This window comes from Flammeovirgaceae bacterium SG7u.111, from assembly GCA_034044135.1.
Taxonomy (GTDB): domain Bacteria; phylum Bacteroidota; class Bacteroidia; order Cytophagales; family Flammeovirgaceae.
Window position 1 is genome coordinate 744,162 of the sequence record CP139021.1, and the last position, 16,770, is coordinate 760,931.

17 protein-coding genes are annotated in these 16,770 nt (G+C 41.1%); 9 read left to right on the forward strand and 8 right to left on the reverse strand.

Annotated features, from left to right (window positions below):
• Positions 1–45: 45 nt before the first annotated feature.
• A complete protein-coding gene (locus tag R9C00_03005; protein WPO36410.1) occupies positions 46–1,152 on the reverse strand; it encodes a DUF3667 domain-containing protein in 1,107 nt (368 codons plus the stop codon).
• A 290-nt stretch (positions 1,153–1,442) separates the two neighbouring features.
• Here R9C00_03005 and aroC point away from each other — a divergent pair, with 290 nt between their 5' ends.
• From aroC to rpsJ, 5 genes are all read left to right on the forward strand, one after another.
• Positions 1,443–2,519: a chorismate synthase gene (aroC, locus tag R9C00_03010; protein ID WPO36411.1), complete on the forward strand. Its 1,077-nt coding sequence runs from the start codon at positions 1,443–1,445 to the stop codon at positions 2,517–2,519.
• A gap of 134 nt (positions 2,520–2,653) precedes the next feature.
• Positions 2,654–3,037: a 30S ribosomal protein S12 gene (gene rpsL / locus R9C00_03015; protein WPO36412.1), complete on the forward strand. Its 384-nt coding sequence runs from the start codon at positions 2,654–2,656 to the stop codon at positions 3,035–3,037.
• A 28-nt stretch (positions 3,038–3,065) separates the two neighbouring features.
• Positions 3,066–3,548 (forward strand): 30S ribosomal protein S7, encoded by a 483-nt coding sequence (gene rpsG, locus R9C00_03020; GenBank protein ID WPO36413.1) that lies wholly within the window; start codon positions 3,066–3,068, stop codon positions 3,546–3,548.
• Between the two features lie 5 nt (positions 3,549–3,553).
• Positions 3,554–5,677 carry an elongation factor G gene (gene fusA, locus R9C00_03025; GenBank protein ID WPO36414.1) on the forward strand — a complete coding sequence of 708 codons (2,124 nt, stop codon included), beginning with the start codon at positions 3,554–3,556 and terminating at the stop codon, positions 5,675–5,677.
• A gap of 85 nt (positions 5,678–5,762) precedes the next feature.
• Positions 5,763–6,068, forward strand: a complete 306-nt coding sequence (gene rpsJ, locus R9C00_03030; GenBank protein WPO36415.1) for a 30S ribosomal protein S10 — start codon at positions 5,763–5,765, stop codon at positions 6,066–6,068.
• 87 nt (positions 6,069–6,155) lie between these two features.
• On the opposite strand, the gene R9C00_03035 is transcribed toward rpsJ, so the two are convergent.
• The 4 genes from R9C00_03035 to R9C00_03050 form a co-directional block, all read right to left on the reverse strand.
• Positions 6,156–7,091 carry a PhoH family protein gene (locus tag R9C00_03035; GenBank protein WPO36416.1) on the reverse strand — a complete coding sequence of 312 codons (936 nt, stop codon included), beginning with the start codon at positions 7,089–7,091 and terminating at the stop codon, positions 6,156–6,158.
• Positions 7,092–7,293: 202 nt separating this feature from the next.
• Positions 7,294–7,911 (reverse strand): DUF3137 domain-containing protein, encoded by a 618-nt coding sequence (locus tag R9C00_03040; protein WPO36417.1) that lies wholly within the window; start codon positions 7,909–7,911, stop codon positions 7,294–7,296.
• A gap of 133 nt (positions 7,912–8,044) precedes the next feature.
• Positions 8,045–9,367, reverse strand: coding sequence for an alpha-L-fucosidase (locus tag R9C00_03045; GenBank protein ID WPO36418.1), 1,323 nt, complete (start codon positions 9,365–9,367; stop codon positions 8,045–8,047).
• A gap of 226 nt (positions 9,368–9,593) precedes the next feature.
• Entirely contained in the window at positions 9,594–10,229 is a 636-nt protein-coding gene (locus R9C00_03050; GenBank protein WPO36419.1) for a hypothetical protein, read from the reverse strand.
• Between the two features lie 392 nt (positions 10,230–10,621).
• On the opposite strand from R9C00_03050, the gene R9C00_03055 reads away from it, so the two are divergent.
• The 3 genes from R9C00_03055 to R9C00_03065 all read left to right on the forward strand — a co-directional run bounded on the left by R9C00_03055 (position 10,622) and on the right by R9C00_03065 (position 14,166).
• Entirely contained in the window at positions 10,622–12,796 is a 2,175-nt protein-coding gene (locus R9C00_03055) for a hypothetical protein (protein ID WPO36420.1), read from the forward strand.
• Positions 12,797–12,875: 79 nt separating this feature from the next.
• Complete coding sequence (locus R9C00_03060; protein ID WPO36421.1) at positions 12,876–13,367, forward strand: histidine phosphatase family protein; 492 nt, start codon at positions 12,876–12,878, stop codon at positions 13,365–13,367.
• A 151-nt stretch (positions 13,368–13,518) separates the two neighbouring features.
• Positions 13,519–14,166, forward strand: a complete 648-nt coding sequence (locus R9C00_03065) for an alpha/beta hydrolase (protein ID WPO36422.1) — start codon at positions 13,519–13,521, stop codon at positions 14,164–14,166.
• Between the two features lie 178 nt (positions 14,167–14,344).
• On the opposite strand, the gene R9C00_03070 is transcribed toward R9C00_03065, so the two are convergent.
• Positions 14,345–14,671: a hypothetical protein gene (locus R9C00_03070; protein ID WPO36423.1), complete on the reverse strand. Its 327-nt coding sequence runs from the start codon at positions 14,669–14,671 to the stop codon at positions 14,345–14,347.
• 122 nt (positions 14,672–14,793) lie between these two features.
• On the opposite strand from R9C00_03070, the gene R9C00_03075 reads away from it, so the two are divergent.
• Entirely contained in the window at positions 14,794–15,873 is a 1,080-nt protein-coding gene (locus R9C00_03075) for a transposase (GenBank protein WPO36424.1), read from the forward strand.
• Here the strand turns inward: R9C00_03075 and R9C00_03080 are convergent.
• Positions 15,868–16,191: a hypothetical protein gene (locus R9C00_03080; GenBank protein WPO36425.1), complete on the reverse strand. Its 324-nt coding sequence runs from the start codon at positions 16,189–16,191 to the stop codon at positions 15,868–15,870. The genes R9C00_03075 and R9C00_03080 overlap by 6 nt on opposite strands.
• Positions 16,192–16,217: 26 nt before the next feature.
• Positions 16,218–16,730: a GNAT family N-acetyltransferase gene (locus tag R9C00_03085; protein ID WPO36426.1), complete on the reverse strand. Its 513-nt coding sequence runs from the start codon at positions 16,728–16,730 to the stop codon at positions 16,218–16,220.
• Between the last annotated feature and the right edge of the window lie 40 nt (positions 16,731–16,770).

Here is a 16,770-nt window from a genome sequence, read left to right on the forward strand (position 1 = left end):
AAAATAAGCGATAACAATTTCTAAATATGATTCCCAAACAGTTTCTTAGAAAATTAGAAATGAAATAATTACTTCGAAAACAGAGAAGAATGAAATTGTGAAAAAATACACAAAGGAGAGGATGCCCAGCTTGAAAAAAGTTTTAATCCAACCTTGCTTGAATACCCTCTTGAACATAGCAAAAGTATAGACGATAATAATAAGTGGCACTATGGCATAGAAAAGTCCTCCATCCCCAACCCAGTGAGCCCAAAGCATGGAACAAGTGAGCGCAAAATAAATAAAGGTATGAAGATGAAACCCAAAAATGAGGTGTTCGAGGTAAAGCCTTTTGGATCTGATGTACAAGATTTTGAGGAAAAATGCGAATATTGGGATGAGCAAGAAGACCATCGTAGGGATATTCTCTATCATTTCTACCAGTATGATATTGGGGTCGTTTTGTCCTAGTTTGATCAACCTGTTTGCCGCAAAGCGGTTCATCATATTTTTATTAGAGGCTTGTATGGAATCGAGTAGTGCATCGGCTGTCATGTCCTTTTGCCGAATCCAGATGTAATAGACTTTGTCTTCATTGTAAAGATAATTAGCTCCCAAAAGTGTGTCCGTTTCCAAATTGGTAGAATCTTGGTCTAGCTTGAGGGAAAGCAAACGCATTTTGTCTTCCTTGTTCATTCTGGCGGCAATGGCTTTCCCATCTTCCTCGGTCAGTACTCCATTATCTATGTGCTCGTCTATAATTTTTATCAAACTATAATCGAGGCTATCTTTCTTGTACTCTTCCTTAAGCTTCGCATCCAGGTCAGGTTCTCTGGGCAGCCACTTTGCTTCATTTATTTCAAATACATAAGACAAAGTAATGAAGAACAACAAACTGGTGATTAGGTAGAAGCGTACAGGATGGACATATTTCATCCTTTTTCCATGGATGAAGGCATTGGTGAGGTAGCCAGGTTTGAACATAAATGGAATGAGGCTCCTTCCAAACCTAGAATCAATATCTATGTAATTGGTCACAAACTCTTTGAGCAGTTCCCATACGGTTAGTTTGTAATCGGTATTTTTTTGCCCGCAGTTAGGGCAAAAGTTTTCCTCTTCCGAGAGTGGGGTGTTGCAATTTAAGCAGTTTCTGGTCTTGTGGGTTATGTCCATTGTTGGTTCAAGCTATGGTTTTTGTTGTGCTAGTGGGTAAAAGGATGGGCATATTCAATGATAAAGATTTATACTATAAGAAAAGGATTTGGGGTCTGCTTTTTATTTCAACTGCCATCCCGATAGGACATGCCGTCAAAAAGGATGATTTAAGGTTAGTCAAATTATTTAGGAGGGTATAAGCGGCTTAAACTTATAAATCGTAATTTTGAAACCCCAAATTAGAATTTGGTTTGCACAAAGGTGTAAAATCTGAAGAGGAAAACTTATAAGTAAGAGAAGATATTTACATGAATACATACGGACATATTTTTAGGATTACCACATTTGGCGAGTCGCATGGAAAAGCAGTAGGCGTGACGATAGACGGCTGCCCAGCTGGAATAGAGGTGGACGAGGAGTTTATCCAATTGCAAATGGACAGGCGTCGCCCTGGGCAATCTAAGATCACTACTCAGCGGAAAGAAGCCGATAAAGTAGAGATTCTGTCGGGCGTATTTGAGGGTAAAACTACAGGGACTCCCATTATGATGGTGGTTTTCAATGCCGATCAGCGCAGCAAAGATTATTCGCATATTAAGGACCATTTTCGCCCGTCGCATGCAGATTATACTTATCAGGTAAAATACGGTGTAAGGGATTACCGTGGCGGAGGAAGGAGTTCGGCAAGGGAAACCTTGGCGAGAGTGGCCGCTGGTGCTTTGGCAATGCAGTTCTTGAAGCAAAAAAGCATAGAAGTAATGAGCTATGTTTCTCAGGTAGGAGGGCTTCGTCTTGAAAAGCCTTACACGGAGTTGGACATGGGCAAGATTGAAAACAATATTGTTCGTTGCCCCGATGAGCAAATGGCTGAGGAGATGATTTCCTTGATAGACGATACCAGAAAAAACCGAGATACTATAGGTGGGGTGGTAACAGGTGTGATCAAAGGAGTGCCTGCTGGCTTAGGCGAGCCTGTGTTTGATAAACTTCATGCTGAGCTGGGCAAGGCTATGCTGGGTATCAATGCGGTGAAAGGATTTGAATATGGAAGTGGTTTCGATGGGGTAGCGCTTACAGGTTCTGCTCACAACGATGAGTTTTACCAAGATGAGGATGGGAACTTCCGTACCAAGACCAATCATTCGGGCGGAATCCAAGGAGGGATATCGAATGGAGAAGATATATATTTCCGGGTAGCATTTAAGCCAGTGGCCACTATCATGCAAGACCAAGATAGCCTTGATAAAGACGGGAATAAAGTGACGGTTTCGGGAAAAGGACGTCACGACCCTTGCGTAGTGCCCCGTGCGGTACCAATTGTAGATGCAATGTCGGCATTAGTAATTGCCGATTTTTTGCTCAGAAACGAGGTTATTAAGTCATAAAACAAGGGTTAAATCGGAAAAGACTGGTAACAAGGAGAATAGATCATAAATAATTTACATAGAGGTTTTGTAATCAATTTGAATATTTCTACCTTTGCAGTTCTAAAATTTGGGTTACTTAAAGATATTTATAAATGCCTACTATACAGCAATTAGTAAAGAAGGGACGTAAGAAGCTGGTTTCCAAGTCAAAATCACCAGCGTTAGATTCATGTCCGCAAAGAAGGGGAGTATGCACAAGGGTATATACCACTACTCCTAAAAAGCCAAACTCAGCGATGAGAAAAGTGGCTAGGGTAAGGTTGACCAATGGAAAAGAGGTGAATGCCTATATTCCAGGTGAAGGTCATAACCTCCAAGAGCACTCAATAGTGTTGATCAGAGGTGGAAGGGTAAAAGATTTACCTGGTGTAAGGTATCACATCGTGAGGGGTGCGCTTGACACTGCTGGTGTGAGCGGTCGTACGCAAAGGCGTTCTAAATACGGTGCTAAGAGGCCTAAAGACGCTAAGAAGTAATATTTAAGATATATAATTTAAGTCAAAAATGAGAAAGGGAAAACCGGCCAAGAGATATGTGTTGCCAGATCCAAAGTTCAGTGATGCTTTGGTGACCAAGTTTGTTAACAGCTTGATGTTAGATGGAAAGAAAAGTACCGCTTATGGTATCTTTTATGATGCGTTAGACATCGTAGAGCAAAAGCTTGGAAAAGATGGCGACGAGATTCAAGGTCTTGAGGTATTCAAAAAAGCTTTGAACAATATCACTCCTAATGTAGAGGTAAAAAGCCGTAGGGTAGGTGGTGCAACTTTCCAAGTTCCTACTGAAGTACGTCCTGAAAGGAAGACTTCATTGGGTATCAAATGGATGATTCTTTTTGCTCGCAAGAGAAATGAGAAGACTATGAAGGAAAAGTTAGCTGGCGAGATCATCGCAGCAGCGAAGGGTGAAGGCTCTGCCGTGAAGAAGAAAGATGATACTCACAGAATGGCTGACGCAAACAAAGCATTTTCACATTTTAGATTCTAACAATCGTGGCAAAGAAAGATTTAGCATTCCAACGGAATATCGGTATCATGGCTCACATCGATGCTGGTAAAACCACAACTACTGAGAGGGTTCTTTATTACACAGGTATCAGTCACAAGATTGGTGAGGTGCACGATGGTGCGGCTACAATGGACTGGATGGAGCAGGAGCAAGAAAGAGGTATTACTATTACTTCAGCTGCTACTACTACTGTGTGGAACTACCCTACAGAGCAAGGTAAGCCTACTAAAGATACCAAGCCTTTTAAGGTAAACATAATTGATACTCCGGGTCACGTTGATTTTACTGTAGAGGTAGAGCGTTCACTAAGGGTGCTAGATGGTGCTGTGGCACTTTTCTGTGCTGTGTCTGGTGTTGAGCCTCAGTCCGAAACTGTATGGCGTCAAGCTGATAAGTATCATGTTCCACGTATCTGTTTTGTAAACAAAATGGATAGAGCTGGTGCAGATTTCTTTAATGCTGTAAAAGATATTAAAGAAAAATTAGGTGCTAACCCAGTACCTCTTCAAATTCCAATTGGGGCTGAAGAAGGTTTCAAAGGTGTGGTTGACTTGATTTTGAATAAAGGTATCATCTGGAATGATGCTGACCAAGGTATGACTTATCAAATTATCGATATCCCTGCTGAGCTTAAAGATGAGGCTCAGAAGTGGAGAGATGAGTTGATTGAGAATGTTGCCCTTTATGACGATGAATTGTTCATGAAGTACGACGAAGATCCAGATTCTATCACTGTAGAGGAAACTATGGCTGCTGTAAGGGCTGCTGTAATCGACATGTCAATGTCACCTGTGCTTTGTGGATCTGCCTTCAAAAACAAAGGTGTTCAAGCTCTTCTTGATGCAGTTGCGGCCTACTTGCCATCTCCGCTTGACTTGCCTCCAGTAAAAGGTATTAACCCAGATACTGAAGAGGAAGAAACAAGAAGACCAGATAATGATGACCCATTTGCTGCACTAGCATTTAAAATTGCTACTGACCCTTATGTAGGTCGTTTGTGTTTCATGAGATCTTACTCAGGTGTCTTGGAGTCAGGTTCTTATATAACAAATATGAGAACTGGTAAGAAGGAACGTATTTCTAGGCTTCTTCAAATGCATGCTAACAAGCAAAATGCAATTGATAGAGTAGAGGCAGGTGATATTTGTGCTGGTGTTGGTTTTAAAGACATCAAAACAGGTGATACACTAGTAGCAGAGGGTAGCCCAATCATTTTGGAAGAAATGACTTTCCCTGAGCCAGTAATTGGTTATGCTATCGAGCCTAAGAAACAAGCTGACGTTGATAAATTAGGAGCTGCTTTAGGCAAACTAGTAGAAGAAGATCCTACACTTTCAGTAAAAACTGACCATGAAACTGGTCAGACTGTATTGAGAGGTATGGGTGAGCTTCACTTGGAGATTATCATCGATAGGTTGAAGAGAGAGTTTAAAGTAGAGATCAACCAAGGTGCTCCTCAAGTTGCTTACAAAGAAGCGTTGACTAGCAGCGTTGAGCACAGAGAAGTTTATAAGAAACAAACTGGTGGTCGTGGTAAATTTGCGGATATTCAGTTTGAAATAGGTCCTGCGGAAGGAGATAAAGAAGGCCTTGAGTTTGTTGACCAAATCAAGGGTGGTGTAATTCCTAAAGAATTTATCCCTGCGATCCAGAAAGGCTTCAAAGATGCAATGGCTAACGGTGTGTTGGCAGGTTTCCCTGTTGATAGCATGAGGGTAAGATTGTTCTTTGGTTCTTTCCACGACGTTGACTCAGATGCTCTTTCTTTCGAACTTGCAGCTAAAATAGGTTACAAAGAAGCTGGTAAAAAAGCGAAGCCTGTATTGCTTGAGCCTATCATGGACGTGGAAGTTGTTTCTCCTGATGAGTACACTGGTAATGTAATCGGTGACCTTAACAGAAGAAGGGGTATGCCTAAAGGACAAGAAGTAAAAGGTGGTGCTGTAGTAATCAAAGCTGATGTACCTCTTTCTGAATTGTTCGGTTATGTTACTTCTTTGAGAACAATCACTTCGGGTAGGGCTTCTGCTTCATTGACATTCTCTCATTATGCAGAGGTGCCAAGAAATATTGCAGAAAGTGTAATTGCAGAAGTAAAAGGCTCTTAATTATATTCAAAATTAATGCAGCCTTCAAACGTGGGGGCTGCTTTTCATACTTATTTATTGGCAGACGGCTAATATAAACAATCCTATGAATCAGAAAATTAGAATCAAATTGAAATCTTACGACCACAACTTGGTTGATAAGTCATCTGAAAAGATAGTAAGAGCTGTTAAAGCTACTGGTGCGGTTGTAAGTGGTCCTATTCCACTTCCTACTGAGAAAGACAAGTTTACCGTATTGCGTTCACCACACGTAAGTAAAAAATCAAGGGAGCAATTCCAACTTTGTACTTACAAAAGACTAGTAGATATTTATTCTTCTTCAGCTAAAACTGTTGATGCATTGATGAAACTAGAATTGCCAAGTGGAGTTGACGTAGAGATCAAAGTTTGATCAACATACATTAGATATATGCAAAAAGGCTGTCTCAAATTTTTGAGACAGCCTTTTTCTTTTTATTTCACTTGTAAAGATGAGCCCTTATTGTTTATTGTAGGCTTCAATAATGCTCTTTACAAGCCTATGTCTAATTACATCTTTTGTGCTCAGCTTAATTATCCCAATCCCTTTTACTTCTTCCAATACCTTTACAGCTTCCACCATACCCGATTTCATCCCTTTTGGCAAGTCGATTTGAGAGACATCGCCAGTAATAATCATCTTAGAATCAGGCCCCATCCTCGTGAGGAACATCTTCATCTGCATTGTGGTGGTGTTTTGTGCTTCATCGAGCAAGATAAAAGCTTGGTTGAGCGTACGTCCCCTCATGTAGGCCAATGGTGCAATTTCTATTACCTCATTTTCCAAGTAATATTTCAGCTTTTCGGCAGGGATCATGTCGTAGAGTGCATCGTAAATAGGGCGCAAATATGGGTCAACCTTGTCTTTGAGGTCGCCTGGCAAAAAACCTAGGTTTTCTCCAGCTTCTACCGCAGGTCGAGTAATGATTATTCGCTTTACTACCTTGTTTTTTAGCGCTCTCACCGCCATTGCCACCGATACATAGGTTTTTCCCGTACCTGCTGGCCCTACGGCAAAACAGAGATCATTCTCGTTCACCGCATCTACCAAGTTCTTCTGGTTTTCAGTACGAGGACGGATGGCAACCCCTCTGGCTCCATAGATCAGCGTCTCTTCTTTGAACTGAGATTGGACGCTGCCCTTGTCTTTTTCTATATAATTGGCAACATTATCTGTGGTGATTTTTCCAAATTTGTAATAGTGCTCCAACAGATCGTTGAAGGTGTTGTTGATTTTTAGTATCTCTGGGGTAGCCCCTTGGATGCGTATTTCATTCCCCCTAGAAATGATCTTACTTTTGGGAAATGCCGTAGCTAATTCTTTGATATTTTCGTTTTCAACGCCTAAAAAATCTACCAAAGAAACATTCTCTAGCTTAATTACTTTTTCTACCAAATATTGAGTTTTTTAAATGATTAACATGTATTTGCCTGCATATGAAGTAGTACAAAACACCCCAACTTAGTTGCAGGAAAATGACTAAAACCAAATGTACGATTTTTTTGATCTCAAACCAATAGGCTTTTTTAATGGGTAATATGAAGAAGTTAATCCTCGAAAAAGCTCCGTAGTTCTGCGCTTAGCCAGTCCCCCATCCTCACACCGCTATCCCCGGATCTATTTCATACGCAGAGTCCATGTGGCAAAGTTGGTTGAGTACTGCGGCAAAAAGCGCATAAAGCAACTTCAACTCCTCTAGTTTTTTGAGCGTTCCATATGTTTCAAAGTAAAGCAAATCTGCCCCTTCTTTTTCATATTTATTTTTCTTGAAGAAACCCTCATCGTCTTTTATTTCAAAATTCACCTTGGGCGCCTCCAACAATAGCTTTTTGATAGTCGGGTTTTTAAAGAGCTTTTTTACCTTGCCCTCGTCGTTCCCCTGAATAATGAACTTCTCATCGAACACCACATCGCCTATTTCAATGTCTTGCATACCAAAAAGCTTTCCCAAGCCACTAAATACGCTCCCCTTGTAAATCTTGAAGCGAAACCCATCTTTGTTGATAAAAGGTGCGCGCAGCCTTGTAAATGGAATAGTAGTCTGCCCCGAAGAGCGGTTGAAAGTATCTAGCGTGATCACCCATTCCTTAAATTTCGCCTCCACTCTGTCCGACCGACCTTTCCAAAAGCTTCCGTCTACAAACTCCGCATTGATTTCTTGGCTTAGTTGCTGCCATATTTCTTCCTTCGATGGACCGAAAACGTCTTTTAGCATAAAAAAATGTTCTTTTAAGGTAAAAAAAAACTTCCCTACCAATTCTATACGGAGAAAAGATAGGGAAGGTAATATGCAGCAAGCTAATTTAATCTTTTGGGTATAACCAATAGTTTAAATGACTTCGGTATAACTATTTAAACTCCACTTCCAAAATCGTATCTATCTCGTTGCGCTTAGCGTACGGCAAGCTCACAGAAAGTCCAAATTCAGTTTGCTTGAACTTCAGCCCTTCCTTCCCATCGTACAACTTCACCGATTTTACTTTTTTGCCTTCTAACCCAGGCACTAAAAAACTCTCGTCGGGTTGATCAAAAATGTGCAAATACACTTTTCCATCCTTTTGAGTACTCACGCCCCAGTCTCTTGGGGGCATAGGGCCGCCTCTTGTTCCAAAAATAGTTTCTCCGTACTTCTTGTTCCATTCGCCCATTTCTTTGAGCAAAGCTGCATGTTCGGGCTGGATTTTCCCATTGGGCATAGGCCCTACATTGAGCAAAAAGTTTGCATTGTAGCCAGAAGCTTTCACCAAGTACCTCACCAGTGTTTTTAAGCTCTTGTCGTTTCTATCTTTGATGTTAAAACCCCAAGAACCGTTGATCGTTTCGCAGGTTTCTAGTGGAAGACTGCCTACTTTGCTGTCGCCCGAGAAGCCTGTGGTATTGTGCCCAGGCAAGTCTTTTTCAAACATCTGGAAATCCTCCCCATTGAAAGGAGCTAAGTGGTGGTTGCTACCTACCAAAGCCGCAGGTTGTAGTTTGTGGATCAAACGATACGTTTCCTCGTGCCTCCAGTTAGCTTTTTTCTTGTCCCACATGCCATCGAACCAAATGCCGCCCACCTCGCCATAGTTGGTAAGTAGTTCCGTCAGTTGGGTATTCATGTAGTCTATATACTTGTTCCAGTCACCGCTGTCGGGCCTGCCCGTATAGCCTTGACCTGTTCTGCCCCTTGGGTAATAATCTGGATGGTGCCAGTCGAGCTGCGAGTAGTAGAAAAACAGCTTAATCCCCTGTTTGTCGCACTCGTCTTTCAGTAGCTTCAGCACATCTTTTCCGTAAGAAGTCTTATCAACAATGTTGTAGTCCGATACTTTGGAGTCGTACATGGCAAAGCCATCGTGGTGCTTGCTGGTGATGGTGATGTACTTCATCCCCGCATCTTTCACCATCTGCACCCATTCCTTCGCATCAAAATCAACCGGATTGAAAAACGAAGGAAGCTTCTCATACTCCTTTATAGGGATTTTCTTTTGGTTCATGATCCACTCGGCAATTCCCTTGTCGCCACCGCCGCCCATCACGCTGTACACGCCCCAGTGCACAAACAAGCCGAAGCGGGCATCTTGGAACCATTCCCTCGCTTCTAGATTTTCGGGCGTGGGTTCATATTTTTGGGCAAAAGCTGCACCCCAAACCAGCAGCAAAACAACTAGTACTGTGAAGTTCTTTTTCATTTCTATTTACTTTTTTGTTAACGTTATCATTATTAGTTTAAAAGTAAGAATAGCAGGTCAAAAAAAACAGGTTTGAGGATGATTTTATTTGGTGGGAAAGTTTAAAAGTCAAGTTTCATATACGCCACAAAGATTCATCTTTTAGCGAAATAAGTTGTAAAATGTCTATTTACTCTTTGAAGACAAAGACCAGTCAAGCGTAATCGTATAGCCCAAAAAGAAGGTTTTATCGTCGTACGAAAGCTTCTTTGAATATCCATCGAGCAAAATCCCGTCCATTGCCTTTCCTAAGTCGATGGCATCGTAATTCAATGTTGCCAACCATGGCTCTCTTCCCCTCGTCCACGTAGAACCTAAGCCCTAAGCCTAGGCCATAATAAAAAAAGCCACTTGCTTGCTTAGAGTGGTAAGAATCACTTACTTCCCAAAAGCCATTTCCATTTGCTGGAGGGTCGCCATAGACATGATGGCTTATTTCCATTAGCTGCCAAGCATATCCCACCCTTGGCGATGCTACAAAAAAAACATCAATTCCTGTTTCAATAAAAAACTCAGGCCCAAGAGATATAGTAGGAACCCTGTGCCCTACATATGTTTCCGATTCTAACCCAATAGCTTTAGTATCATCCCACTCAGTTGTTTCATAACTTGTCAAAAACAAATTTGTCTGCAAAGAAGCTCCAAGCCAACTTTTAGATTTGTAAGAATACGCCCCACCAATAACGGCTCCGTTGTCAAAGCCTACGCCAGGCACTAAAACCTGCCCTAATTCTATAGATAAGTAGCTGTTCTGACCACAACTTATACTAGGTATGAGCATAAGCAAGAAAAGAAATTGATAGGCATGAACTCTTGTGAACATAATGGGAATGGGTTTCATTAAAAACAGATTCCTACGCTCAGGCGCAAACTATTTACATGATAGGTATATTCGTATCCCTTAACGGTTAGCAGTTTTTTTTTCATCTTATCGTAAGAGAAATAAAGAATAGTTAAGCTAGTAGAGTAAGTAGCCCTGGGATAGCTAAAAAAAATAGATAGTTTTGCTGCGGTTATGTGTGTGTTAATTAGCTATAAACATAGCAAATGCTTTTTGTGAACACAAATTTCTCTTCAAATATTTATACAAATACAGCTTGTTAAAAAGCGTGGATGCTGGGTTGAATCTGTATAACCAATTTCCTCACGCTCTTATCTATCCCACAAATCCCCAAGTTTTTTGCTTTATATCTTCTCATTACTATAATTTTGGCGATGCTTCGGAAAAACTCAAAAATCATTTTATTTAGTATTGGTCTTATGCTGCTCACTCAAGCTGCAAAAGCCCAAAAATTGCCCTTTGGTTTGGGCAAAAAAGTGAAATATGAGCAGGTAGAGGAAGCCATAAATCAGCATCAGCCCGAAATAGCTAAAAAAATGCTCTGGGCAATGCTAGAAGACCAACAAAGCAATGCGCTAGCTAACTATAAGTTGAGCTATCTTTACTACGAAGACCTCAAAAAAATAGAGCTGGGACAGAGTGCGCTGCTCACACCTACTTACGACTCTGCCATGCACTATGCAGAGTACGCCATTTATTTTGCCAACAAAAAAGACTTTCGGAAGAACAAAAAATACTACCAACAAGAGTTGGCCACCTTCAAGCCCAGTTTGGAAATGGTACAGTATCATTTCCAAGAATACCTTTCTAGCCTCAATACCTATGTTATGGGTATAAAATCTATTACACATGCTTGGGAAACAGTGAAGGAGAATTATACTTTAGCTGAGAACAAGTATGGCGGGCTGGTGAATACTTACAAAAGCTTGCCCAATCTTTACTTTAAAGCCGACGGTGATTTGGTAGATACCTTAGAAACGATTTACCAGGCCTTCGATACGGTGGAACATTATATCAATATCCAAAATAGGCTTACCAAAACAACAGATTTTGAAAAGTATAAGCGGAATTATTTGCTCAACATTATAGAGGAGTTTAGCGAACACCGAGTACCCGAGCATATTTTTGACGAGAAAAATGTAGTACTTTCCAACTACGGGGAATGGTCGAGAAAAGTGCTCAAAACTATTCGGCAAGAGATTTTTCCTATGAAAAGCCGCATCCTTGATGTGGACGAGAACCTCAGCCGAGTGCTGAGCGAAGCCGCAAAAGGAATCTATTCCAATGAACTCCTCGATAGCGACCACGAACTGATCTACGATCTTTTTCGGCTCGATAACAATTCTCTTGCAGCCAAACTTTTGATTTATAAAAGGCTAAAAGCTGAATATTATTTCCTAAAAGCAAGGGCACTGGACAGCCTCAATACGCTTGATGTGTTGGTAGATACCGATAGGCTTTCCAAAAAAATATTGGAGTGCAAAGATGTGCTCGACCATATAAATGCGGTGGATAGCGAGATAAGCAAGTACCAGCAATATATCTCCATGGCCTATGGCGGAGCGGATAACCTGCACCGCTTTTTGGAGCAAGAAACGAGGTATGTAAATAATGAGCTGAAAAGCCTGAACGGCGATGCACTTGAAACCAATTCGGTAGATGAACAAATCGCCTTGCGAAAGCAACCAAGTGCTACTCCGCACATCTTGCCCTTGGGGCAAGGCGTGAATACCGATTCGCTCTTGGCGTTTGGCAGCTACATCACCACACACCAAATTCCCTTGCCCGAGCAAGAGCAGTTAGTCGCAGGTATTTGCCCCGCACCCGACAAAGTGCACCGCGATGCGTTCATTGCCAAGCTCGACAAAGATGGGCAGATTTTTTGGCTCAGAAGGTTCATCACCAAGCACGAGGGCCACTACAGCGACCACAAAGTGCAGCTTTTCAATCTGCCTACCGAGGTGATGCTCATGAGCGTAGAATCCTATGCAGGCCAGTTTTCCCAGCATCGAATAGTAATGGCCGAGCTAGATGGCGAACTCTTGCTCGACAAAAAACTGCCGCCCAACAAATTCCCCCGACAGCTCCTGTATGCTTCGGACGCAGAAAAGATTTATTATGTAACCAAAGGAAAGGGCAAGGAAGATCGCTTTGAACAATTGGAAACGTGTTACTTACACCAAATGAATCCATTTGGCAGGGAGCAAATTACCGATAGCCTGCGGTTTAGGGGGGTATTCACCGATTTGGTGAAGATCAATGAAGGCTTTGTGATGGTCGGGAATTTTTTGGAATATGTTGACCAGAAGGGAAAGAAGGTCAGTAGCCAAGCACTCGAAAGAGGTGGGTTCAATGTGATGCTTGCCTTCTTCGATAAACATGGAAAGCTTACTGAAATAAAGCCGCTATTTTCCGAAAAACCTGTGATGGCCAGAGAGGCTGTTTTTACCAAGGAAGGAAAAGTAGTGATAGCTGGTTTGCAAGGAAATTATATTTTTGGCAACAAAGACAACATATCGGGAGGAAAGTATTGGGAGTACGAGTTTTGAAAAAATAAATGCGAAATCCCCTTTTTTACCGTAAATTCTTTATTAATTAGCAACCCCAATCCACTAACCAAGATTCCAAATGGCAAAAAATATCATATTATTCAGGCATGCAGAAGCTCTTGAGCCCAATATTGCCATTAAAGATTTCGACCGACCGCTTACCCCCCAAGGAGCACAAGATGCTTCGAGAATGGGAAAAACCCTAAGGGAAACCCAAGTGAAAATAGATGCCTTTTATAGCAGCTCGGCACTAAGGGCAACCGAAACAGCTGAGCGAGTTGCCGAACAACTACCTTACGATGTAAATGATATTTTCTTTGAAGAAGATATTTACAATATTTCTCTGGGCAAGTTGCTAATGTTTATCCAAAACCTTGATTCAGACCTAGAAACGGTGCTGATATTGGGACACAACCCAACCATTACCTACTTCACAGAATACATTACCGGTGAGGGAAACCTCCATTTCTCCCCAGCAAATGCTGCCCTCATTTCCTTCGATATAGCTAATTGGAAAGAAGCCGACAAAGGAAAAGGCAAGCTAGAATGGGTGAAAAAACCGATTCATTAACCGAAGGAGTTAGCTGATAAACCAGGTGCCACCTCACCTAATTTGTCATTCCGTGGCCGATGTGGGGTCTCCCTCCGATGCACAGAAAAGGCTTGTATGAGATATTCCCACTTTTGTAGGACTGACCGATAATTCAGAGATTATTGATAAAATGAAAATCTACGTCATAAGTGGATTGGGAGCTGACAAACGGATCTTTCAGTTTTTAACTCTCAAGTATCAACTTGTTCCGTTGGACTGGATAGAACCGAAGAAAAACGAGCCGTTGGAGAGCTACGCTGCCCGCCTTTCCCAATCCATTGACACTTCCAAAGATTTCATTTTACTTGGGGTAAGTTTTGGCGGCTTGGTCGCTACGGAAATCGGCAAGTTCCTTTCACCCAAACAGACCATCCTTATTTCCTCTGCGGAAACTGCTGCTGAGCTTCGGTCTATTTACCGCCTCTTTGGCAAACTAAATTTAATCCGCTTCATTCCCAAGCCTTTTTTGAATATGCCCGCATGGCTAGCAAATTTGCTATTCGGAGCAAAAAACAAACAGCTTCTCGCTGAAATCATCCAAGATACCGACTTGGGCTTCCTAAAATGGGCATTGGCTGAGCTTATGCAATGGAAGAACCAAACGAGACTTCCAAACTGCCTAAAAATAGAAGGAGGAAATGACTTGCTTCTTCCTCCAACTAAAAGCACAAATGCTATTCTTATTCCCCAAGGAGGACATTTTATGATTGTGGATAAAGCAGAGGAAATTAGTGGGGTGATTAATGAGAGGATTGCCTCTTTGGGTTTGGGCAACTAGCATTTGTGCAACCCCTCACGGGGTTGAAAACAAATATCAAATCCCATTAACTACAATTCTGAAACCCCTTCGGGGTATTACTTGGAAGGTCAAAGAAATGCTGAACCTCGTAGAGGTTGCATAATTGTAGAAAGAGAACGGGAAAAAAGAACAACGCCGTTAGGTGTTGCATAAAAAGTCACTTCTTCTCAGACTGATTTTTGTATTTTTCTCTAAATGCCTCTATATAAGTAATGAGTTTGCTTTCAGAAAGGTCAGTTGAGTAAAGATGGTATTTATACTCTTCAGCCCTTCCCAGTATTTTTATAACCAAATAACATATTTCACTCTTCCCAGAACTTTTCCATTTAATACAGACCCGCATCACCATTTCCCACGGAATGAAAATATCTTCGTCACAAAACTCAATACCTTCGTCATCTATGTTGATATATACTTTCTTTTTCGACAGTAATTTTATGCCAAAAATTGAAGGAATTAGAGCTATAATTAACAAAACTAACATCGCTAAAATTGCACCTTCTTTGTGTTCAAAAAAATAAAGATGTAATACAAACGCAAGGAACATAGGGAAAATAAGGCTCTTTATGAATTTACTTGAACGCTTATCTTTGTATTCAAAAAACGATGAATTTTCTATCTCAATTTAGTGACTTACTTCCTGTTCTACCACCTTTTGAGTTAGTTCTAGCAGAACGTGACGAGCCTAGCAACACCGTACATCTATATTTAGAGGTTCCACCTGAAGCTACCCCAAAAAAATGCTCTATTCATAGCTATTACGACCGTACCTGGGAACACTTAAAGCTTTTTCAATATCGCTGTTTTATCCATTGTAAGCTTCCTATATACAAAGATAGGGATACCGGTAAACTATCTAAGGCAGAGGTTTCCTTTTCTAGAGATTATTCGCGGTTCACACTTATGTTTGGGCAAGAAGTCATGCGTTTGATGCATATCCACCATTGTTTTACGGCAGTAGCCAGGACACTTGGCATTCGAGTCCAACGGGTTGAGCATATTTATCATCATTATACCCAACATCTTGAAGATGACTACTATAGTCAGCATACAGCCTCTAGGATTGCTTATGATGAAACCTCTACCCGTAAGGGACATGAATACATCACCAGCTTTTTTGATCTAGATACTTGGCAACTACCCGGTAGTTACGAAGGTAGATCTTCTGAATGTGTTGCCCGATTTAAGCAAGATCATCCCTATCCAGAAGCAGTAGAAGAAATTTCCATTGATATGTCCCCTGCCTTCATCAAGGGGGCCAAACAGTGTTTTCCACAGGCTAAGGTTACTTTTGACAAATGGCATGTGATCAAACTTCTCTACAAACATCTAGATCGACTTGGGGAAAAGGCTTATTGCTTTCAAGCTCAAATTGAACTATCAATGGAAAGGATAGGTACTTTTTATCGGCAAGATCAATTTCAAGAGCTAAAAGCCCAACTGTGCTTCATTATGGACCTCGCCCAGGAAACCATGGAAACCAATCCGATCACTAAATCGATTAAAAGCCATTTTGATGGAATTGTTCAATACGCTCAATCTAAGATTAATAACGGTATCTTAGAGGGGCTCAATTCTAAAATTCAAATCATTAAACGGGTTGCTAGAGGGTTTCGGTCTAAAGACAACTTCATCAAGATGATTTACTTTGTATTTGCAAAATACCAGTTTCAAGTAAATTCATAAAGAACCGAAAATAAGTATGAGAAAAATTGATAGTCCTTTAGACCTTTTTACCTCAACTGTTTTGGGAAGGATATTTAAAGCGTCTAATATCTTCTTCCTACTAGTTGGATAAGAATAATTTTCAAGCTGTTCATTTCTAACCTTTGAAAGATAACGCACCTCCATTTCTTCCCTTTGAACAGGATCTTCATTGAAATCAGGACATGAAATATCAAACTCAGGCTTTTGATTCGTCAATTTGCAATAGGTACCTGTTTGTAATTCAAAACCTTTGTTAGAGCATATTTTGCAGTATTCTATTTTTTCTTCAAGTTTCATTTTAATCTAATTCAGACTTTGGCAAGCTACCCATTCCCCCCAGTAGAAAACACCAACACTTCGGCATTGATCGCTTCGAAGAAGGTTTTTCGCTGAAAATGCAGCCCTATTTTGGTAAGTAGTTTTTGTGAGCCTTCATTATCTACATTGGTGATGGCGAGGATTTCTTCTAGTTTTAATACCTTTTTTCCATATTCTAATACTCCCTTTGCCGCTTCGGAAATGTAGCCGAAGCCCTCGTGCTGGGGCAGGGTAGCATAGCCAATATCAGGATGGTCGAGGTAGTCTCTTTTGTGCAAGCCACATGTGCCTACTATCTCTCCAGTTGCTTTAAGAATGACTTTGTAGGTGCTAAACCCGTAGATATTGTAGTCCCTAAAGATGTTATTTTGGATATAGCTTTTGGCATTCTCGAGCGTATGAATCCCTCTGTCACCGATATAGGCTAGCCATTTGGGAGAGTTCATAAGTTCGTAAATATACGGGGCATCACCCAAGTCTATCTGGTGGATGGTAAGCCTTTCGGTTTCTAAGATCATTCGGTTAGCTATAAAGAGAGTTGATTTTAGCCCCAAGGCA